Below are 21,521 nucleotides of genomic sequence, written 5' to 3'. Positions count from 1 at the left end.
CCGCGGCAAGTGGCGGTACCTGCCAGAGGCCGGTGGCGGACAGAGAGTCCGCGCTTGGGTGGCAATTGAGTATCTGAAATCAACTAGTTAGGATTTCCAAGGCAATCCTACCCCCGTTTCCGCCCCCGCCGACCATCAAAGGGTCGAAGGCCGCGGGCTCGCCCACGTCCGCTTCTCGAATATCGCCTCGCCTTGCGCGCAGACGCCGTGCACGTGCTATCCCTGATTGCTCGGGGAGTAACGCATGAATCATCAGTCCATGTCGGCCTTTATCTGGTCGGTCGCCGATCTGCTCAGGGGCGATTACAGGCAGTCGGACTACGGCAAGGTGATCCTGCCGTTCACGGTTCTGCGCCGGCTGGACTGCGTGCTGGCGGCGACCAAGCCCGCGGTGCTGGCGGAGTTCGAGAAGCGGTCGGGCGAAGGCCTGAACCCCGAGCCGTTCCTGCTTCGCGCGGCGGGGCAGAGTTTCTACAATACCTCGCCGATGGACATGGCGAAGCTGATCGGCGACGCCGACCACATCGCCCAGAACCTGTATGCCTACATCCAGGCCTTCTCGCCGGCAGTTCGCGACATCTTCGAGCGGTTCGAGTTCGCGACCCAGATCGACCGCCTGGCCAAGGCGGGCCTGCTGTACCAGGTGGCCGAGAAATTCGCCCGGATCGATCTGCACCCCGGCTCGGTCGACAACCACCAGATGGGCCTCGCCTTCGAGGAGCTGATCCGGCGGTTCGCGGAACTCTCGAACGAGACGGCGGGGGAGCATTTCACCCCGCGCGAGGTCATCAAGCTGATGGTGTCGCTGTTGTTCGTCGAGGACGATGACCTGCTGTCGAAGCCCAGCGTGGTCCGCACCATCTATGACCCGACCGCCGGCACCGGCGGCATGCTGTCGGTGGCCGAGGACTATCTGGCGGGTCTGAACCCGACCGCGCGCCTGACCATGTTCGGCCAGGAGCTGAACGACGAGTCCTACGCCATCTGCAAGGCGGACATGCTGATCAAGGGTCAGGACGTCGCCAACATCACGCCGGGCAACACCCTGTCCGACGACGGCCACCCGACCCGCAAGTTCGACTACATGCTGTCCAATCCCCCGTTCGGCGTGGAGTGGAAGAAGGTCGAGAAGGTCGTCCGTCAGGAGCACGAGCAACAGGGCTTCAACGGCCGATTCGGGCCGGGTTTGCCGCGGGTGTCCGACGGTTCGCTGCTGTTCCTGATGCACCTGCTGTCGAAGATGCGGCCGGCGTCGGAAGGCGGCTGCCGGTTCGGCATCGTCCTGAACGGCTCGCCCCTGTTCACGGGCGGCGCGGGCTCGGGCGAGAGCGAGATCCGGCGCTATCTGCTGGAGAGCGATCTGGTCGAGGCCATCGTCGCCCTTCCGACCGACATGTTCTACAACACCGGCATCGCCACCTATGTCTGGATCGTCTCGAACCGGAAGCCGGCGCACCGCAAAGGCAAGCTGCAGCTGATCGACGCCAGCGTCTTCTGGAAGAAGATGCGCAAGAGCCTTGGCTCCAAGCGGCGCGAGATGTCCGACGACGACATTGCTGTCGTGACGCGCCTGTTCGGCGGCTTCGAGGCGGCCCAGCTGGCGACGGTCACCGACGCCGACGGCAAGGTCGTCGCCCGCGAAGTGGTGGTCGAGGGTGAGACCCCGCCCGCCGCGCCCGAGGGCGGGAAGGTCAGGCTGCAGCCGCTGTCTCGCATCTTCGACAACGAAGCCTTCGGCTATCGCACCATCACGGTCGAACGGCCCCTGCTGGATGATCAGGGGCGGCCGGTGGTGGGCCAGAAAGGCAAGGCCAAGGGCAAGCTGATGCCAGACAGCGCCCTACGCGACACTGAGAATGTGCCGCTCGCTGAGGACGTCGAAACCTATTTTCGGCGCGAGGTCCTGCCCCACGCCCCCGACGCCTGGATTGATGAGAGCAAGACGAAGGTCGGCTACGAAATCCCGTTCAACCGGCACTTCTATGTGTTCGAACCGCCGCGTGACCTGGCCGAGATCGACGCCGACCTGCTGGCCGTCACCGACCGGATTAAGGCGATGATCGAGGGGCTGGCGGCGTGAGCGTGCCGAAGTACGGGAGCTATCGGGACAGCGGAGTCGAGTGGCTGGGCGAGGTGCCAGCACACTGGAAAGTTCTGAAACTGAGCCGCTTAGTCGATCCGTACCGTGCAATCACCTACGGGATAGTCCAGGCAGGCCCCGACATCGATGGCGGCGTTCCTTACATCCGCCCGGCTGACATGTCAGAAGAGTCCGGCGTCAGGGACGAAACCAACCTGCTAAGGACGTCGGAGGACATCGCCGCAGCGTATCGTCGAAGTACGGTGAGGGCTGGCGACATCGTCTGCTCTATCGGGCCAAGCTTCGGAAAAGTGATGGTGGTTCCGTCGTCTCTTAATGGTGCGAACCTGACCCAAGGGACGGCGAGAATTGCGGTTAACGACGACGCATCCTCGCGTTACGTTTTTTGGGCCCTTCGTGCCTCGGCGTCCGTCTGCCAGTGGGAAAGCAGTATTGGCGGCGCGACCTTCAGATCGCTGAACCTGGAGCCCTTGGCCGCGACACTCGTCTGTTGCCCGCCGAAATCCGAACAGCTCGCCGTCGCCGCCTTCCTCGACCGCGAGACCGGCAAGATCGATGCGCTGGTGGAGGCGCAGCGGCGACTGATCGAACTGCTGAAGGAGAAGCGGCAGGCCGTCATCTCCCACGCCGTCACCAAAGGCCTCGACCCTGCCGACCCGATGAAGGACTCCGGCGTCGGATGGCTCGGCGAGGTGCCGGCGCATTGGGACGTTGTACCGCTGAAGCGCAATCTGGTGTTTCTTACCAGCGGATCGCGAGGCTGGGCAGAGCACTACGCGGATGAGGGAGCACTCTTCCTTCGCATCGGAAATCTGACGCGAGATCGCGTTGATTTGGACCTTGCAGACATACAAAGAGTAGCTGTCCCGCTTGGGTCCGAAGGCGAAAGAACTCGTGTCCAGTCAGGCGATGTACTGTTTTCTATCACCGCTTTCCTTGGATCGGTCGCCGTCGTTCCGTCGGAACTGGAGACAGCATTTGTGAGTCAGCACGTCGCTCTAGCGCGCCTAGCTGGTGGTCGGCTCCTTCCGAAGTGGGTCGCCTATGTCACTCTGTCGTGTGTCGGGAAAACTCAGCTCGAAATGGGCGGCTATGGCGGCACCAAAATTCAACTGAGTCTTGGTGATGTGGGCGATCTGCTGATGACGGTGCCGCCTCCCAGCGAGCAGGCGACAATCCTGAACTGGCTTGATGCGAAACTTCAGGAGTTTTCGACTCTGGAGTCAGAAGCTGAAAAAGCAATCTCCCTTCTGCTGGAACGCCGCGCCGCCCTGATCTCCGCTGCCGTCACCGGCAAAATTGACGTGCGTGGTCTCGCCCCTGAACAGGCGGAAGCGGCATGAGCGCTGGCGTGCTGGGTCGGTCCCTTGAACTGTATTTCATCGATGGCCGGCCCGATGGGATGCTGACGGCTGAGGTGTTCAACTGGACCGGCCATGTCCTTGTCACCCCGCGCACCCGGTTGAAGGAGGCGCTGGCCCGGCCGCAGTCGTCGTTCACCGGCGTCTATCTGCTTCTGGGCGAGCGGGATGGAAAGCCGCTCGCCTATATCGGCGAGGGCGAGGACATCGCCGCTCGCATGAGGAGCCACGAGGCGGGCAAGGACTGGTGGACGACGGCCGTGCTGGTCACCTCGGCCGCCAACAACTTGCACAAGGCCCACGCCAAATTCCTGGAATCCAGGCTGGTCGAGGAGGCCCGCAAGGTCGGCGTCATGCCGCTGGACAACGGCAATACGCCGCCGCGTCCCGGGCTGTCTGAGTCGGCGCGGGCCAACATGGAAGCCTTCCTCGACTACCTCTTCATGGTCCTGCCGGCCGTCCGCATCGACATGTTCGTGCAGAATGTACGACCCGCCGCCCCGGCCCCATCCAGCGCGCCCGTCGCAACGCCTGCCGTCCGGTTCACACTGGACTATCCCAAGCAGGGGCTGAAGGCCGTCGCCGTTCTGGAGGACGGCGAATTCGTCGTGCAGGCCGGGTCACAGGCGCGGGCCGCGTGGGAAGGTCAGGAGAAGGCGACCAGTGGCTACGCTAGTCTGCATGACGACCTGCGGCGTTCCGGCGTTCTGGTTCTGAACGGCGATCACTGCGTCTTCGCCGAGAACTATGCGTTTAGTTCGCCAAGCGCCGCCGCTGCCATCGTTTACGGGCGGCAGGCCCAAGGGACGACGGCCTGGAAGACGCCGGACGGCCAGACCTACAAAGACTGGGAAGCGGCACAGCTGGCTGGCTGACAGCGAGCCGGGGGGAAACGATGAGCGTCCACAAAGAGATCAGCTTCGAGGACGAGATCTGCGCGCACCTCGCCGCCCACGGCTGGCTGCATGCGCCCGGCGACGCCGCCGGCCACGATCGCGCCCGCGCCCTGTTCCCCGCCGACCTGACCGCCTGGGTTCAGGCGACCCAGCCCGCGACCTGGGAGGCCCTGTCCAAGACCCACGGCGCCAATGCGGAGACCGTCCTCGCCGACCGGCTGCGCAAGTCGCTGGACGAGCGCGGGGTGCTGGACGTGCTGCGCAATGGAATGGACATCGTGGGCGCCAAGGGACGGCTGGCGATGGCCCAGTTCAAACCGGCCATGGGCATGAACCCCGACATCACGGCGCGCTACCAGGCCAACCGCCTGCGCGTGGTGCGGCAAGTGCGCTACTCGACCGCCAACGAGAACTGCCTCGATCTGGTCCTCTATCTGAACGGCATCCCGGTCGCGACGGCCGAGCTGAAGACCGACTTCACCCAGAGTCTTCAGGACGCCATCGACCAGTACAAATTCGACCGGAATCCGAAGCCCAAGGGGCAGGGGATCGAGCCCCTGTTGTCCTTCCCCGGCGGCGCGCTGGTCCATTTCGCGGTCAGCAACCGCGAGGTGGCGATGACGACGCGGCTGGAAGGCCCGGCCACGCGCTTCCTGCCGTTCAACCGGGGCGACCACGGCGGCAAGGGCAACCCCATCGGGACCGGCGGGCACCCGACCGCCTATCTGTGGGAGCAGGTCTGGCAGCGCGACAGCTGGCTGGAGATCCTCGGGCGTTTCCTGGTCACGCGGCGGGACGCCAAGAAGGCGATCACCGGCGTGATCTTCCCCCGCTATCATCAGCTGGACGCGACGCGGAAGCTGGCGGCCAAGGTGCTGGAGGAGGGTCCGGGCGGGCGTTTCCTGATCCAGCACTCGGCCGGGTCGGGTAAGACCAACTCCATCGCCTGGTCGGCGCATTTCCTGTCCGAGCTGCACGACGCCCAGGACAGGAAGCTGTTCAGCAGCGTCATCGTCGTGTCCGACCGCAACGTCATCGACAGCCAGCTGCAGGAGGCCCTGTTCGACTTCCAGCGAACGACCGGCGTGGTCGAGACGATCAAGAGCGAGAGCGGCTCCAAGAGCGGACAGCTGGCCAAGGCGCTGGCGGCCGGCAAGAAGATCATCGTCTGCACCATCCAGACGTTCCCCTTCGCGCTGGAGGCCGTGCAGGAGCTGGCGGCCACCGAGGGCAAGGCCTTCGCCGTGATCGCCGACGAGGCGCACAGCAGCCAGACGGGCGAGGCCGCCTCCAAGCTGAAGGAGATGCTGTCGGCCGCCGAGGCCGCGGAACTGGCCGACGGGGGCGAGATCTCCAACGAGGATATTCTCGCGGCCAAGATGGCCGGGCGCGCGGACGACAAGGGCATCACCTACGTCGCCTTCACCGCCACGCCCAAGGCCAAGACGATGGAGCTGTTCGGGCGCAAGGGCGACGACGGCCTGCCGACGCCCTTCCACGTCTATTCGATGCGCCAGGCGATCGAGGAGGGTTTCATCCTCGACGTGCTGAAGAACTACACCCCCTACAAGCTGGCCTTCCGCCTCGCTCACGACGGCCAGGACTGGGACGACAAGGAGGTCGAGAAGTCGGCCGCCAACAAGGCGATCATGAAGTGGGTGCAGCTGCACCCCTGGAACATCAGCCAGAAGGTCCAGATCGTCGTCGAACACTATCGCGAGAACGTCCAACCGCTGCTGGACGGCAAGGCCAAGGCGATGGTGGTGCTGGGCAGCCGGATCGAGGCCGTGCGCTGGCAGCTGGCGATCCAGAAATACATCAAGGAGAAGGGCTATTGGCTCGGGACCCTGGTCGCCTTCTCGGGTGAGGTGAATGACAAGGACTCAGGCGCGGAGCCCTTCACCGAGACGAGCAAGGAGCTCAACGCCGGCCTGAAGGGACGGGATATCCGCGAGGCCTTCGACGGCCCGGACTTCCACCTGCTGCTGGTCGCCAACAAATTCCAGACCGGCTTCGACCAGCCAAAACTGTGCGGCATGTACGTCGACCGCCGCCTCGCCGGCATCCAGGCCGTGCAGACCCTGTCGCGCCTGAACCGGTCACACCTCGGCAAGGACACGACCTACATCCTCGACTTCGTGAACAGCTCCGAGGAGGTCCTCGCGGCCTTCCGGACCTATTTCGAGACGGCCGAGCTGGAGAGCGCGACCGACCCGAACCTGATCTTCGACCTGCGCGCCAAGCTGGACGCCGCCGGCCACTACGACGATTTCGACGTCGAGCGGGTGGTCAAGGTCGAGCTCGATCCGAAGGCCACGCAGGGGCAGCTGATCTCCGCACTGGAGCCGGTCGCGGATCGTATCCTCAAGGCTTTCAACGGAGCCCGACAGGCTCTCACGACGGCGACGGCCAGCGGCAACGCCCAGGGTGAAGCGGACGCCCGCGACCACATGGGGGCGCTGGAGCTCTTCAAGAGCGACATGGGCGCCTATCTGCGGCTCTACAGCTTCCTCAGCCAGATCATCGACTACGGCAACACCGACGTCGAAAAGCGGGCGATCTTCTATCGCCGCCTGCTGCCGCTGCTGGTCTTCGGTCGCGAGCGGGAAGGCGTCGACCTGACCGGCATCAAGCTGACGCACCACACCCTGAAGAACGAGGGCAAGCGCGACCTGACCTATGCGGCGGGCGATGCGCCCAAGCTGCCGGGAATGTCCGAGACGGGCTCAGGCGGCATCCACGAGAAGGAGAAGGCGCTCCTCGACGAAATCATCGCGCGGGTGAATGACCTGTTCGGCGCGGACACGACGGACAGCGACCAGCTCGTCTATGTGAACCAGGTGCTCAAGGGAAAGCTGCTGGAATCCGACGAGCTGATCCAGCAGGCCAGCAACAACACCAAGGCCCAGTTCGCCAGCTCCCCGACCCTCGGCAAGGAGCTTCTCGACGCCATCATGGACGCCCTCGTGGCGCACAACAGCCTGAGCAAACAGGCGCTGGAGTCGCCGAGGATACAGGACGGCCTGAAGGACGCGCTGCTGGGGCCGGGGCAGCTTTATGAAGCGCTGAGGGCGCGGGGTGGCGCGGGCTGAAAGGGGCATGGCGTTCAGCCGGCGGCGGGCAGGTACCCTGCAGAGCAATCAGCGTCCCGCGGTTGCGATTGACGGCGATAGATGGGCTATTTCTTCATGCGTCGCGATGAAGCCTTGGCGAAGCTCAGCAGCATGGAGCAGGCCCTGAGAAGGGAAGGCGTGTCCCACCTCTACCTGTTCGGATCGGTGGCCCGGGACGAGGCGACAGTAGGTTCGGATGTCGAGGTGGCTTTTGGTCTGGCGCCTGACGCAGACTTCGATGCCTTCGATCAGGGACAGATATACCTCGATATCGCAGATGCATTGGGAACGCGGCTTGACCTAGTCGAGCGACGGACGTTCTCGAGTGGGATGGCCCGCAGGATCGAAGCTGATCTGATCTGGGTGTTCTGACTATGGCTCCGGCTAAAGGCGGCGGCCGATGGCTCAACCAGGTTCTCAACTCTCGGCGTTTCCATCCGTCAACGCCGACGCGGCATCCGTGCGCCGACTTCATCCTCGTTCCAGCTGTCCGGGTCCCAATCGACGACCAGGGCTCGCGGAGACGAAGTGTCTTCCGAGGCGTCCACGATCCTCACTCTTCGCCGCTCACCCTCGTAGAGAAGGCCGAGACCGAGGCCGCCGGCCGGAGCCTTATCGAGGCTCGCCCAACCTTTGTCTCGAACAGTGAGTGTGGCGCTGCAGCTGACCACCACCTGCGACCCGGTGCGCCGCGCGATCTCGATCGCGCGCTGGTGGGTCCAGCGGCCGAGAGTCTGGCCGACGTCGAGCACCGGCGTGATCATCCAGTCCGGTCGAACAGCTCGGGCAACGACGCCGCCGGGCGTCTCCTGCTCAAGGTCTTCGCAGATGGAGACCATGAGCCGACCGGCTCCATGGAGGTCGCAGATGCGAACTACGCTATGGGGCTCGATGTCCTCCATATGCGGAGAGTTCTCGTATCCGGCGGCGAACGGCACGCCGCAGTCTCTCATGCGCTGTACGCCCATGTTGAATGGGTGGACCTTGCGCTGACGAAGCAGTACACGGCCGCGCGCGTCCAGAACGACCGCCTCGTTGAAATGCAGTCCGTTCTCGCTCACGTCCTCGGTCAGCGCGCTTCCACAAACGATCAGCCCGTCCTGCGGCGGGCGCGCGCGCAGCGCCAGGGCCAATGCACTCGGCGCGTCCTTGGGAATAGCCAGCTCAGGCAGCACGATCAGATCCGCCCCGCGATCGAGAAGCGCCTCCACCGCTGCGGTGGTCCTGAGCCGCAGCTGTTGCGGATCGCGAGGTTGGGCGTCAAGGAACGGCCGCTGACGGCGGACCGCCGCCGTGAACGCCAAATCGTCTGCGTCTTCGGCGATTGGGGCGAGACCGATCCGGGATGGCGGATTGGGCAACGGGCTCCGTCTCGGCGGCACCACCTCGATCTCGACCACGAAACGCTCCGGTAGGGGCTCGAGCACGGTCAGATAGTCGAATTGGGTTTCCAGATTGGCGCCGCTCGCGGCGACCGCCTCCGGGGTCTCACGACGAGCTGCGAGCCGGCCCTTGGGAAGGGTTCGGCGCCCCTGATGTTCGCCGTACTCTCCGCGTGCCGTGCGAGCCTGCTTCATCTGAGCCAGCATCGCATTGACCGAGACGGAGGCGCCGCCCAATCGAGTGGGCATCGCCGGATGGATGTCCATTGCGGCGTCGTCCAAGGCGCACATCACCACGAAGGCACGCTGCTCGAGATTGGCGGCCGCGGCATCGCAGGGGCAGCCAAGATTGCCCCCTTCAAGGTAGATCTCGATCTCCGGGGGCACGTCCGCATCGCGCCCGTTCCGGAGCAGGTCGGTGAGCGTCGCGCATTCACGGGCGTCCTTGCCAGGCCACGGCGCGGCGACCATCGGTCCCGCGTGGGGACTCACCTGCATCCAAAGCTTGGCGAATAGGGCCCCGGGTGTCACGACTAGGCGTCCGGTTCTGACGCGCGGCCATGCGGATCGGCGCTCAAGAGGCGCTTGAGCGTCTGAACGACCCGGCGCCGGCCAGCGGGAAGGGACGCGGCGGCCCGCTCCAGCAGTTTCAGGACTTCGGCGCTCTCGCTGGCGCTGCGCCGTGCGCCGCGTTGGCCTAGCGCCAGCTCCATCAGAAGCAACGGTTCGCCGGTGGCCCGAACCGCGCGCTCGATCAGGTCGAGGACCGTGTTCGAGGGGGTGCCGGATGTGCGAGAGATGGCTTCGAACAGCAACGTCTGGGCCTCATCGGCCCGCCCCAGATCGAGAAGGATCGCGGCGCGGCTCTCGAGCACCGCCAAGGTTCGGCGACCTTCGTCGTCCAGAGCCTCGAGCGCCAACATCGCCTGGTCCGGCCGGCCCGTGCGACGCAGGCCCTCAGCCTCGGCGAGAGCGAGGCGGCGTTCGAGCGAGGCGCGCGCGCCGCGCGTCTCACTGATCGCATCCATCCGCCCCCGCGCCATCATCACCGCGCGGCGGCCCAGGTCCACATCGATCGCCATGGCAATCTCGGCGTAGAGCCCCAGAACAGTGGCGATTTCCGCGCTGTCGCGAAGGCGGGTGACCGTCTCGTGTTCCGGCAGGCGGCGCACGGCCGGCTCGAGGACGGCGAGAGCCTCCGGGGTCTCACGTCGCGCAAATAGGGCTTGAGCCAGCAGCCGCCGAGCGCGAAGCCCTTCGAGCTCGCCGCCCAAAGGCAATGCACGGCGGCTAAGACCGTCAAATCGCGTCACCATCTCCCTATAGGTGCGAAGCGCCTCCTCGCTGGCGCCAATCGCGTCTTGTAATGCAGCCACCCGTTCCAGAGCTCGGACATGTCGCCACTGCGCCAGCTCCGTCTTGTCCCGTCCCAAGAGGGATGCAGCTTCCTCTGCGCTTGCCAGCGCTTCATCCAGGTTGCCGATCTGCTGCAGATAGTCTGAACGATTTTGAAGGATTGCAGAGAACCGGATCCGGAACTCGCGGCCTTCGCGCTCATAGACGATGCGGGCGAGCTCCATCCCCGCGTCGCTCAGGAAGGCGACCGTGTCGGGGTCCATGGCGTCCCCTAGGGACCCCGAGCGTTCCACGCAGGCTTCAGCGAGGCTCGCCAGCCAATCCGTGCGGTCCTCGGGTTGATCCAATGCCGCCTCAAGCCAAGGCGCGAGTTTGGCCGCCACCTCGCTCGCCGGCGAGGTTGACAGCTCCTCGAGCTCAGCCAGGCGCGGGTCGTCGAATGCAGCGCGGCGCCAATAGCGCGCGATGGTTTCCGGATCGATCTTCACTGGTTCGAATGACCGTACCCTTTGGTTGCGCCCCAACCGTCCTGCAAGGACATGCATTGCGTCCAGCAGGGAGCCGCGTTCGTCAGGCTCGTCCTCGAAGACCGCCAGCTTCTCCTCGAAAGCGCACCAGGGGTAGTGGCGGATCTCGTTGCGTCTCAGCTCGCGGGCTAACACACTTCGCGGACGTTGCAGTGCGGGTGCGAGTCTGCCGACGGCATAGCGGCGCGCCGACTCGAGCGTGCCCCTCTCCTCGACCCGGGACGGACAGACCAGCATGTCGATCGGGCCCAAATCTCGGTCTCGCCGAGTCCGCATGATCGATTTCGCGACCGCCGCCGTGCCGTCGATGCTCTGGCGATTATAGACTAGGAAAAGCACAAGGCCGTCAGGCAGCTGGGTCGTGCACACGCCTGCGGTGTCGGCCACTCCGGTGCGGCTGTCGATGAGAATGTGGGTGTAGCGCGACCGCGCCCAACCCATCATTTGGTTGAGAAAAGCCTCGCCGCCGAAGCGGCCGTAGAACGTCGCCCAGTCGAGGCCGCCGACCTTGGCGCTATACTCGTCGTCTTGCCGGCCAGCGCCAATGAAGTGCAGAAGCCCTTTGCTCTTGCGCAAGGGCAGCTCCAGCTCCTGCACGATCACCGAAGCGTCGGCCAGTTCGGCAAGCTGGTCCCGCCGCGTCTTCTCGTGCGTCCTGTAATGGACGTAGTTCCACAGGTGATCGACCAAGCCGCGAGCTTGGGACTGCTCCGGATCCCGCAAAAAGGGGTGGAAGTACCGGTGCAGGCCGGGCGCTTCGAGGTCCCAATCAATGGCGAGCACCTTCTCGCCATTCGTGGCCAAGGCCCAAGCCACATTGGCCATGGCCATGCTCCGCCCGTTCCCGCCCTTGAAGGAGTAGAAGGTGGTGACGCGGCCCGCCATCAGGCGGTCCCGACATCGAGGCGAGGCAGCGCACTGCCGTCCTCCCAATCATTGGCGACCGGGAGAGCCGTCAGCTGATATGGGTTTCCCATGCCAACGATCGGGGGGATGCGCGCCGGCTCGGCCACGCCGAGCCGGGTTTCGACCAGCAACCGACCAACCGGCGTCAATGCATTGTAGGCCTCGCGTCCCCGCCGCTGGGTCGTAACTAGGTCGGCGTCCCGCATCTCCTTCAGGAGCCGGCACATGTGCTCTTCCGACTTGATCCCCAGCGATTGCCGAAGCTGCCGGTTGCTGCGTGCGCCTCCGCGAAGGTCAGCCAGCAAGGAAGCATAAGGCGCTCGCTGCGCCATCGCCAACGCCCCGTCATCCGCCGCCCGCCCTGCCGCAAAACCCAAAACGTCGGCCACGGCGGCAAGCTGTCCCGCCGCGAAGGCGGCGGAGTCCGTCTCAGCGTCTCTGACGGCGTCGAAGGCGCGCCGCGCTGCCTGCGCCCCCTCGCGCAGAACCGCCTGGCTTGCGTTAGGAAGCGCGTCAGCAAGCGTTTCCGTCAAGGCTGACAGCAGACCGTCAACCTTGCGGTCAACCGTCGCGTCCTCGGCAGCCCGCAGGGCTGCAGCGATTTCGTCTATGATCGCCCAAATGCTCATTGGCTTCTCTCTCACGCGATGAACTTACGAGTTATCGGCCGCAGGTCAACTATCACATCAACCTTTTAACGGCCGGTTGCGTTCCTGAAGCGCGCCTGGAGGCTCGAGGTGAGGATCTCCCGTAGAGACACTTTGGGCTAAACACTCCCGCCATGAAGACCGATTTCAACCGTCGCCGGGTCGACTCTTTCATCTTCGTGTCGGGACGACGGGAGAGGGACGTGATCTCGAAACCGAGATCGCGGACGCTGTGGCGAGGTTGGAAGAGCGTTGACGGTTCTTGGAGCCACGCTCGCGGACGTCGTGCGAACCGTCGTGTACGTGACGAATCCTTCGGAGATCACGTGCATCTCCGCCGCGCATCGCCGGGCGTTCGGCGCAGCCCCGCCGGCCGCCGCCGTGCTCTCTCCAGCGGAAGCTCGGCTGGGGATCGAGGTCACCGCCGTGATCGCCTGGACATGAGAGGTCGGCCGGGAGACGCCTTCGTACTTGCCACTGCCTTGCCACTGCACAGTGCGCATCGACTTGGAATGATCTCGATCGCAATGCGGCGACGCTGGGCGCCCGAATAGTGTCCCCCGCCTTCACTCACTGGCTACCCGGATCCGACAGAGCTTCAAGTCACGGCTGCATCCGGGGGGGAAGAGGCCTTCGTCGCCTCAGGCAATACTGCGGAGCCGCTCCAGATCGGCAAAGAGCGGGTCGCGCTGGCGAGCTGCGCGGATGCAGCAAGCCCGGATCACGGAGAGTTCGCCGCTGCCCAATCGTCCCGGCCGCTAGCGGCCGAACATTGCACGGCTAGCCAGAGTGCACCTGCCTTGCGTCATCCTTCGCAAGCATGAATCACCGTCGTGTTCTGACTCAAGGACGACGTTCGGAAGGTCCGCTCGTTGGCAGGGGGCTAGCGGCCAGGCGCGGTGAACAGTTGTGGTCGAGTCCAGGTATTGGCAGCGCTGCTGAGCCGCGGCCGCCAAAGGGCCGGTGGCGCAGCTAATCCTTGAGCCATGGGCGCGCTTTGGCAGGTCCGCCACAAGCAGCGGGTGTGAATGAGGGGAATCTTGTCTTGGGGAGTCGTGCTTGGCTGGATTCAGGGAGTTCGCGAGCTGATCACCGCGCCGGCTTGAACATCAGCTCTCCGGCCCTCTCACAACGTCCGCGGCACGCGCCAAGCTTCGTGCGACAAGCCTGACCAGCACTCACTTGCGTCAGTCGCGCCGCTTCCAGGCGTCCTTCCACGTGAAGAGCGACATCGGCATGGTGAGGCCGCCACCGCTCTCGGCTTCGCGGCGGCGCTCCTCGGCGAAAACGCCCATGGCAAGGTAGGTGAGGGCCGCCCGGGCCAACTTCAGTTGCCGAAGGGTCTTGGCGGCGAGGTCGGTGGCGGTGATGTCGAAGACCCCCAGTGGGGGCGAGGGCAGTGGGCAGATGGAAGCCGCCATCAGCTGGTCGTCGTGCACGCCGACGAACTTGTGCTCAAGGTGGTTGCGCAGCTCATAGAGGGCCTGGGCGTCCGGCTCGGTGACTTTGCGGAAGGTGTCCTCGTAGATGTCCTTCGCCAGCCAGAACAAGCCGCGGAGCGGCCAGTTGGCGGCGCCGTCGAACTTGGGGTGCAGAGCTCGGGCCTTTGGCGTCTCGAACCACAGGTTTCTGAAGCTGACCTGCCGCTCGCCATGGCCGAGACCCAGGTAGGCGTTCAGCAGGAAGCCGGTCTTGTCGAGCAGGGAATAGGCGTTACGGAAGGCGGTCTTCAGGCGCTCGACGCCGTGGCCGAAGGCCGGGAAGTCGAGGGTGTCGTAGAGCAGCACCTCGCGGTCCGAGAAATGGACGCCCTCGGACGTCAGACCCTCAAAAAGCGCGTAGCGGGCGCTCGCGTATTCCTGCTTCAGGACGTTGAAGTAGTGGATCACCGGGGGCGGACTTGGCCCGTCCTCGAACCGGACGGTAAGCGACGGCAGGGTCATGACGTCGTTAGCGGCGATGGCGTAAGGACCGACATCGTTCAGGGGGTTGAGGAACAGGCGGTTGTTGAGACACCAGCGGCGGTAGTCGCGTTCGCGCCGGCCACGGCCGAGCGAATGGCCGTTGAGGTCGAACCCGGCCGACATCGCTGGAACATCGAAGTGGGCGTCGATCTCGGCCGCGCGTTGGGCGAAGTGGGCCTGGGCGGGCTCGAGGCCGGGGCTCTCCCACAGCACGTCGGGGTCGGTCGTGCGTTCGAGCGCGTGCCGCGCCGCGAGCACCAGGACGCCGCGATGGCCGGGGTCGTAGAGCCCGCTGGCATAATGGATCAGCCCAAGGCCGCGGTTGCCGTTGGCCATACCGAAGTTCGGGACACCGGCCAAGGCCCGATCCCACGCCTCGATCGCCTCGACGAAGCGGCCGATGTGATTGAGGACGTTGCCGAGGTTGGTGAGGGCCTGCGCCCGCGCGATCGGGGGGAGTTCGGGGAAGGCGGCGTGCGCCACCGTGCGCCGCAGTTCGAGCAGCTCGGCGTCGATGAGGTCCGATTTCCAGACCCAGCTTTGCGTCTCGCCGGTGATCCTGCGTCGGGCGCTCCAGATGTTGGCGCGGCAGTAGTGGATGCGGCAATCGATCCCCGGCGGCAGGCCACCACGGGCTTGCAGGTAATCGAGGACGCCGGCGGCCCGGTCGAGCGCGGCCGCATCGCCGGCGTCGTCGCCGAGGTCGATCAGGATCGAGGCCGCCTGCAACGCCTCTTCCGGCGGCAAGGCGGCGAGGTCCATCGCCATCAAGTCGGCGATCGTCTCGGGCAGCGGGTGTATGGCCATGGCTTGTGGCAGGCGTCCGGGTAGCTCAGGTTCGACGGCTGGTGGGATAGTTCAGTTCGCCGCAGCAGGCGATGGCGGACCGGGAGGGCGATTTGGCGGAGGACGAGACGAATGCGGCCTTGGAGGGCTTCAGCTTCGCCGACGACTCCCCGCGACAGGACCCTTGGACCCAAGACGACTTCGGCTATCGGCCGTTCGCCCAGCGCCTGGCCGACGTGCTCTGGGAGCTCTCCGCCCCGAAAGGCTATGTCATCGGCCTGCACGGCGCCTGGGGCTCGGGCAAGACCACGGCGCTCAACTTCATCGCCCACTTCCTGGAGGCCAAAAACCGCGCCCAACCGGCCCGCGCGGTCGAGATGGTGCGCTTCTCCCCCTGGATGTTCTCCGGCCATCAGGACCTGATCAGCGCCTATTTCCGCGTGCTCGCCGAAGCGCTGAAGGACGGCGGCGAGACCGTCCGCAAGGTGCGCAAAGTGGCGCACAAGACCGCCAAGGCGACGATCGATCCCGCCGTGAAGGCCGCGGTCACCCTGGCCGCGACGGCCCACCCGCCCGAGGCGGTGGGCATCCGCATCGGCGGCGCGGCGGTCAAGTCGGCGATGGAGCAGACCATCGACGCCTGGCTGGGAGAGCCCACTCTGCAGGCGGCCTACGACGACCTCGTCAAGCGGCTAGAGAAGAGCGGGCGCCGCTTCGTGGTTTTCATCGACGATATCGACCGCCTGGAGCCCGCGGAGGTCCGGGCGATCATGCAGATGGTGAAGTCGGTCGGCCAGCTGCCGAACATCGTCTATGTCCTGGCCTACGATCGTCGCATCGTCTGGAGGGCGCTCGGCGAGGGCGATCAGCGCCAAAGCGGCGAGCCGACCTTCACCGAGAAGATCATCCAGCATGAGGTGGAGCTGCCGCACGCCGGCCGGTCGGCGCTCCTTCGCCGTGTCGATCGCGAGATGGCCTTCGTGCTCTCCCACGTGAAGCCGAGCGCCCGCTGGCGCGAGATCGTCTTCCATGGCTTCCATCGCTGGATTCAGAGCCCGCGCGACATCGTCCGCCTTACAAACGCCTTGCGCTTCGCCTGGCCGCCGCTGGCGACCGAGGTCGACGCCGGCGATGTCGTTGCCATGGAGGGGCTGCGCCTATTCGAGCCGAAGGTCTTCGACTGGGTGCGCGCCAACCGGGACTTCCTCATCGACAGCCCCGGCTACACCTCCGATGAGGACAAGAAGGCCTGCGGTGCTGCGTTTCGGGAGAGCCTGCCGCCCTCCCGGCAAAATGACGTCGTCGAGCTGCTCAGCGCGCTCTTTCCGTCGCGCGCCAAGCTGTTGCGCGAGGATGACCGCTTTGAGTTCGGGGAGATCTGGGCCGAGACCGTGAACCGCCGCGGGGTCGGCTCGCCGAAGGGCTACGACGCCTACTTCGCCCTGTTTCCCTCCGATCAAGTGGTCCCCAAGGCGCTGATCGACGCCGCCGTCGCCGCGCCCGACGATCTAGCGGTGCAAACCCGGGCGCTGGCCAAGGCCATCGCGATGGTCGACGCCCGCGGCCAGTCGCTGGTCGGTGACTATGTCGACGAGCTGCAGTACCGCCAGGTCCCGCGCGGCGGACTGACCTCCGGCCGGGCCATGCTGCAGGCCTTCGTCCAGAAGGCCGCCTTCATCCAGGCCCAGGAGCGCAGCGGCGGCACCCTTTTCCCGCCAGGCGTCAGCATGCACTACCTGCTGCGCCAGATCCTTTCCGGTTGGGACCCCAAGACTGCCGGCCGGATTCTCCTTGAGGCGACTGGCGACGACACCCCAGCCGAGGTTCTGGCCACGCTCTACGTTTGGCGGGCCCGCGAAGGCGGCCTCCTCCCGGCCGAGGGCTCGGAGGTGGGCGACGTCATCGACAAGCGGGCCCTGAAGACGCTGGGCCGACGCGCCCTGGCGGCGATCGAGGCGGAACAGGACGGGCGGTTGGCCGACGCTCCCTACTACTGGGACATCATGCTGACCTGGACGACGTTGGGCGACGCGGCGACGGCGAAGGCCTGGCTCGCCCGCACCGTCAACGCCAACGCGCACGCTCTTGCTCGGGTGGCCAAGGGCATCCTCGCCCGCTCGGTCTCGGACGCCGGGCGCGACGTGTGGTTCTTCCGCGGCCTTGCCGATCCCGACTTCTACGACCCGGAAACGCTACTGGCCGCTTGTGAGAAGTTCCTGGCGGCCCCTGGCCTTGACCCGGACGAGACGGCACGCATCGTGGCGCTGCGGGACGGCCTACGGGCGGCGGCGAAGGACGGAACGGCCAGCGGCACGCCGGCGGCCCCGCGCGCGCGGAAATCGTCCGCCAAGCCTAGGTCGTCTAAGGCCAAGCCGGCATGAGCCTTGAGGATTACCGCGCCGCCCACGCGCGCTGGCTCGACTGGCTGGATGGCGACCCAGTCCATTCGATCAACGGCCAGCTCAGCCAGTTGATGTGGCAGGACGCTGTGTTCCGCACCTTTAACGAGGCGCGCAAGGACACCGACGCGGCGGGGCCCTCGGCGGCTGTGGCGCCGATCCTCGCCCAGTTCCTCGACCAAGGCTATGTGGCGAGCCAGGTGCTCGGGATCTCGAAGCTCGTCGAATACTCCGACCCGAAACAGCCGAAGAAGGGCGTGATCTCGCTCCGGCGCTTGCTCGACGACATCATCGCCCACCACGAGCTGCTGACCCGCGCAAACTTCATCGGTCTTGAAGGCGTTCCTTACGACTATGCGCCGGTCCGCGACGCCGAGATTCAGGCCCAGCTCGCCAAGGTCTCGGAAGGCGAGGCCGCCTTCTGGCAGGGCGGTGGCGGCCAGGACGACTGGGGGAAGGCTGAGCTGATGCATAGGCAGTTCGACCGCCTCAGCGGCGTTGCGCCAGATCAGCGCTCGCCGGAGGACCGGATCTCGAAGGCGCTTCTGGAGCGGCTCGACGCGGCCCTGAACGACGAGGTGTTCGCCGCCATCCGCAAGTTGCGGCATAAGACCATCGCCCACGCCGCCGACGCCTTCTCGCGCGGCCAGGTCGACAAGGCCAAGAGCGGCTTGGCCTTCAACGAGGTCGACCGCGCCGGACGCATCCTGCTGGCCGTGCGCCAGGTGTTGCAGGCCGGCGTGCTCTACGGGTCTTGGCGCGCCGGCGCCGTGCCGGTCCCGCAGTACGACCAGCTGGAGTTCCTCGATCTGCCGTTCGCGCGCGCCGGCCTGATCGACGGTCTGCGGGCGTTCTGGGCGACGCACTGCGAGGCGCGCGATCACTGGCTCGACGTCGGCTATGACGCCTTGCTGAAGGGCGAAGCCCTATGAACCACGCGGCTCGTGAACCTGGGTTCACGGGCCCGAAGGCCCGCAGGCCTGGGGTGCGTGACAGCGTTTTGGTGCGATTTGGCGAACTCTGGCATTTTTGCCAGCTCAAAAAGGTGTGTTAGTTCAAGATGATCGTCAAACAGGCAAAAAACGCGGCGAGGACGCCTCATTAGGAGGTATCTGTTATAAATAGCGCTGTGTGACATACTCCAGCGCCATGACCGTCAGAACCATCGAAAGCATCCTCAAGGCCGAGGGCCCCTGTCTGTCCAACCGCGTCTGCCAGGCGCTAGAGGCGGACGGCTTGGCCGCGGCGACCGCGCGCCAGCGCATCGCCCGCGCCGGCGGGGCGGTCCACAAGTTGAGCGGCCTGCCGTTCCCCAAAGGGGTGCGGTTCATGTACCTCGACAGCCACCGGGGCGGACGGGCCTACTGGCAGGCCCTCGTGCGCGACGCCAAGCTCGCGAGCCCGGCCTACTCCGCCGCCCTCGCAGCCCTGCTGGCGCGCGGCGGCATCGTGCCTGAGCGCCACTTCCCCATCGTGTGCGGCTCGCCCATCGGGCAGACCGGCCAGGTTTCGGCGGGGGCCGTTCTCGAACGATTGCTGGCCGCCGATCTCGTCCACCGCACGGAAGCCGTCGGCCTGGGCTCTTGCATCTCCCTTAAGGATAATCTCTTCCTCACCGCGCAGGAGGACGCCGCACTCGGCGCCCGGCTTCGCACCGAAGTCATCTTGCTCAGCGCCGTGCGCGATTGGGCGCGCAAGCTCGGCGTCGCCAGCTACGACGCCATCCAGACCCGCGACAGCGCCGAAGGCCTGCCGCGGGTCGGCACCTTCAACTGGGACCTCGCCGGACCGTCCTATCTGCGCCCGATGGTGCGCCGCGACGGCGACGGCAGGCCGATCCCCGGCTTCCTCGCCGCCGACGTCGTCGTGGGTTCGACGCTGGACGAGGCGGCGGTCGCCGCCTTCGTGCGCAAGTGCACCATCGTCGGCGGCCTGCGGAAGGTGGCTCCGATCTTCCCCGTCCTGGTCGCCGACGCCTTTTCCAGGGAGGCGTTCCGCCTCGGCCGCTCGCACGGCGTGATGATGGCGACGCCTGAGCTGCTCTTCGGGCGCGAGGTGGCCGAGGGCTTGGCGGCGCTGATGCACACCCTGACCAAGGCCGCGGCCTTGGCGGTCGAAAAGCCCGAAGTGGTGGACAAGATCTTCCGCAGCCTCGAACGGATAGAGGGCGCGGCGGGCAACCTGCGCGGGGATCTCTTCGAAATGCTGGTCGGTCACTGCGTGGCCAAGCTCGACGACGGCTCCATCGACATCGGCCGCAAGATCATCGACCCGACCACAGGTCGCGGGGCCGAGATCGACGTCTTCCGCGTCAAGGAATATCGCGAAGTCTGGAGTTACGAGTGCAAGGGGCGGTCGCCGACGCAGGTGACGACCCTGGATGACGTCGAGACTTGGCTGACGACCAAGGTGCCGCGCATCCACAACTGGGCGGTCCGCCAGGACCGCTTCCAGGAATGCAGCTTCCACTATGAATTCTGGACCTGTGGGACGTTCGCCCCGGACGCCCTGCAGCGCCTCGCCGCCGCCAAGGCCGAGATCGGCCGCTACGCCATCGGCTGGAAGGACGGTCCAGACGTGCGCAAGTACGCCGCGCGCCTGCGCCCGAAGTCGGTTCTCAACATGCTGGACCAGCACTTCTTCAATCACCCGCTGGCGCGGATCGATCGGCAGTACGATGCGCCCTCGAACAGCAAGGCGTTGGGCGTGGAAACCGAGGACGGCAATCTCTTGGAGGTGGGTGTTCCGTAGCAGAGGTGTCCCGCGAATCCTGGGACATCATCACCCATCCGGTCGCCTCCGTCGGTTTTGACGAAGAAGACTGCGGCAAAGGTTGCCGCCTGTAAGCGTAGGATCGGAGCGGAGACGCTCCTGTTTCTTTCGGCAGTCGGGGCAAACTGGGCGGCTGGTGCCGTCCCAACTATCAAGGGTCGCGTAGAGCTAGGCTCCGCGACCCTTTTCCACGCGCCGCGCGAGGCGGAGCATCCGCGTCCGGGACCCTCGTGCCTGAGGCGATCTAGTCGATCAATGTCGGCTCTCCGGCCTGATACCAAGGTCTCCTCATGGCGCAAAGCCGCCGCGCAGGACTACCATTGCGCATGAGCCTCTTGGGATCGATAGGCGTGAAGCCGCGCTCTTCGTGTCAAACCAGGCCACAGCCGCTCACTTGAATAAGACCACCAGGTCCTTAGCGACCCGCTCTGCGACATCGGGATAAAGTCCGCTGCGCGCGACGAGATCGACCTCGCCGCCGACCGCGTCGGTTACCGCCTTCGCGACGGCCTCGCGGTCGATCAGGCCGAACCGGTCTGTGACCGCGGGGGCCACGTCATAGGCGACGTCGATGTCCGAATCCGGTCCGTCTTCGCCGCGTGCGACCGAGCCGAAGAGATAGAGGGCCTCCACGCCCATTGAACGGAGCTCTGGCTCCAGGCGCCGCAGGGCTTCCACCACCGCGTCACGCCGAGAGGTCGGGCTTTTACAGCGAGCCTGCACCGACGGTGGCGGCGGCGGGTTGGCGCAGATGGGTGTGAACGCGGAAATGGCCTTTTCGGCCAAGCCCATGATCTCCCGTTTCGGAGGCATGGCCAACTGCGTGAAGATCTGTTCTTCGGTCGGCAGCCCCAGTTGGCTGATTTGAGGGTGCCGGGCTCTGTAGGCGGCGGAGAGCCCCGACCAGAGCCGGTCAATGGCCCCGAGCCGGAACCAGAGAACGTCCAGCCGGCCATTATCGCCGGCGGTCTGGGCCTCCGTGGCAACGTCGGTTCGCTGGAACTCGAGAAGTTCGGTGATCCTCAGGATTCGGCTGCGGTCATCCTCAAACATTCAGGACCGCCAACATACAGGTCGCGGGTGCGGACCTACTCGCGAGTTGCATTCTCGGACGCGCCGGCCGCGCCATCACGGTCATGATCATCGTCCCCGCCATCATCGAGCGGCGTGTACATGCTTCCGAACACAGCCTCAAAGATCATGCGCTGGACCTGCTTCAGGTTCATCGGCTCAAGGGTGTCGGCAGGACATTTTTCGCCTGAATCAACGGGCTCTGAGGGGAGGCGTGTCTTGGGCATGCGAACTTCGTAT

General features: G+C 65.7%; 13 protein-coding genes and 1 pseudogene. 8 read left to right on the top strand and 6 right to left on the bottom strand.

The window, feature by feature from the left end; genetic code table 11:
* Positions 1–244 precede the first annotated feature (244 nt).
* From H2038_RS09160 to H2038_RS09140, 5 genes and pseudogenes are all read left to right on the top strand, one after another.
* Positions 245–2,080 carry a class I SAM-dependent DNA methyltransferase gene (locus tag H2038_RS09160; protein WP_292111986.1) on the top strand — a complete coding sequence of 612 codons (1,836 nt, stop codon included), beginning with the start codon at positions 245–247 and terminating at the stop codon, positions 2,078–2,080.
* Positions 2,077–3,444 (top strand): restriction endonuclease subunit S, encoded by a 1,368-nt coding sequence (locus H2038_RS09155; RefSeq protein WP_292111984.1) that lies wholly within the window; start codon positions 2,077–2,079, stop codon positions 3,442–3,444. The genes H2038_RS09160 and H2038_RS09155 overlap by 4 nt, the downstream gene beginning before the upstream one ends.
* Entirely contained in the window at positions 3,441–4,337 is an 897-nt protein-coding gene (locus H2038_RS09150) for a GIY-YIG nuclease family protein (RefSeq protein ID WP_292111981.1), read from the top strand. Before H2038_RS09155 ends, H2038_RS09150 begins: the two co-directional genes overlap by 4 nt.
* Before the next feature lie 20 nt (positions 4,338–4,357).
* Positions 4,358–7,177, top strand: a pseudogene (locus tag H2038_RS09145) (type I restriction endonuclease); the annotation flags it as partial.
* 354 nt (positions 7,178–7,531) lie between these two features.
* Positions 7,532–7,843, top strand: coding sequence for a nucleotidyltransferase domain-containing protein (locus H2038_RS09140; RefSeq protein WP_292111978.1), 312 nt, complete (start codon positions 7,532–7,534; stop codon positions 7,841–7,843).
* Between the two features lie 68 nt (positions 7,844–7,911).
* On the opposite strand, the gene H2038_RS09135 is transcribed toward H2038_RS09140, so the two are convergent.
* The 4 genes from H2038_RS09135 to H2038_RS09120 form a co-directional block, all read right to left on the bottom strand.
* Positions 7,912–9,324: a nitrilase-related carbon-nitrogen hydrolase gene (locus H2038_RS09135; protein WP_292111976.1), complete on the bottom strand. Its 1,413-nt coding sequence runs from the start codon at positions 9,322–9,324 to the stop codon at positions 7,912–7,914.
* 62 nt (positions 9,325–9,386) lie between these two features.
* Entirely contained in the window at positions 9,387–11,621 is a 2,235-nt protein-coding gene (locus H2038_RS09130; protein ID WP_292111973.1) for a hypothetical protein, read from the bottom strand.
* Positions 11,621–12,271 carry a hypothetical protein gene (locus tag H2038_RS09125; protein WP_292111971.1) on the bottom strand — a complete coding sequence of 217 codons (651 nt, stop codon included), beginning with the start codon at positions 12,269–12,271 and terminating at the stop codon, positions 11,621–11,623. Before H2038_RS09125 ends, H2038_RS09130 begins: the two co-directional genes overlap by 1 nt.
* Positions 12,272–13,476: 1,205 nt before the next feature.
* On the bottom strand, positions 13,477–15,060 hold the full coding sequence (locus H2038_RS09120; protein WP_292111968.1) for an LA2681 family HEPN domain-containing protein: 1,584 nt from the start codon (positions 15,058–15,060) through the stop codon (positions 13,477–13,479).
* A gap of 71 nt (positions 15,061–15,131) precedes the next feature.
* Here H2038_RS09120 and H2038_RS09115 point away from each other — a divergent pair, with 71 nt between their 5' ends.
* The 3 genes from H2038_RS09115 to H2038_RS09105 all read left to right on the top strand — a co-directional run bounded on the left by H2038_RS09115 (position 15,132) and on the right by H2038_RS09105 (position 20,189).
* Entirely contained in the window at positions 15,132–17,420 is a 2,289-nt protein-coding gene (locus H2038_RS09115; protein ID WP_292111965.1) for a P-loop NTPase fold protein, read from the top strand.
* Positions 17,417–18,370, top strand: coding sequence for a hypothetical protein (locus H2038_RS09110; RefSeq protein WP_292111963.1), 954 nt, complete (start codon positions 17,417–17,419; stop codon positions 18,368–18,370). The genes H2038_RS09115 and H2038_RS09110 overlap by 4 nt, the downstream gene beginning before the upstream one ends.
* A 217-nt stretch (positions 18,371–18,587) precedes the next feature.
* The gene (locus H2038_RS09105; protein WP_292111960.1) at positions 18,588–20,189 is read left to right on the top strand and encodes a hypothetical protein; all 1,602 of its coding nucleotides are present in this window, start codon (positions 18,588–18,590) and stop codon (positions 20,187–20,189) included.
* Positions 20,190–20,600: 411 nt separating this feature from the next.
* Here H2038_RS09105 and H2038_RS09100 read toward each other — a convergent pair whose 3' ends face one another.
* Together H2038_RS09100 and H2038_RS09095 are read right to left on the bottom strand one after the other, a co-directional pair.
* Positions 20,601–21,263 carry a nucleotidyltransferase domain-containing protein gene (locus tag H2038_RS09100; protein ID WP_292111957.1) on the bottom strand — a complete coding sequence of 221 codons (663 nt, stop codon included), beginning with the start codon at positions 21,261–21,263 and terminating at the stop codon, positions 20,601–20,603.
* A 35-nt stretch (positions 21,264–21,298) separates the two neighbouring features.
* Complete coding sequence (locus H2038_RS09095; RefSeq protein WP_292111955.1) at positions 21,299–21,508, bottom strand: hypothetical protein; 210 nt, start codon at positions 21,506–21,508, stop codon at positions 21,299–21,301.
* Between the last annotated feature and the right edge of the window lie 13 nt (positions 21,509–21,521).

Origin of the sequence: Brevundimonas sp. (assembly GCF_013912005.1) — a bacterium.
In the GTDB taxonomy this organism is placed as follows: domain Bacteria; phylum Pseudomonadota; class Alphaproteobacteria; order Caulobacterales; family Caulobacteraceae; genus Brevundimonas.
Note: the sequence above shows the minus strand (reverse complement) of the source record. Positions and strands in the feature narration are given on the sequence as shown.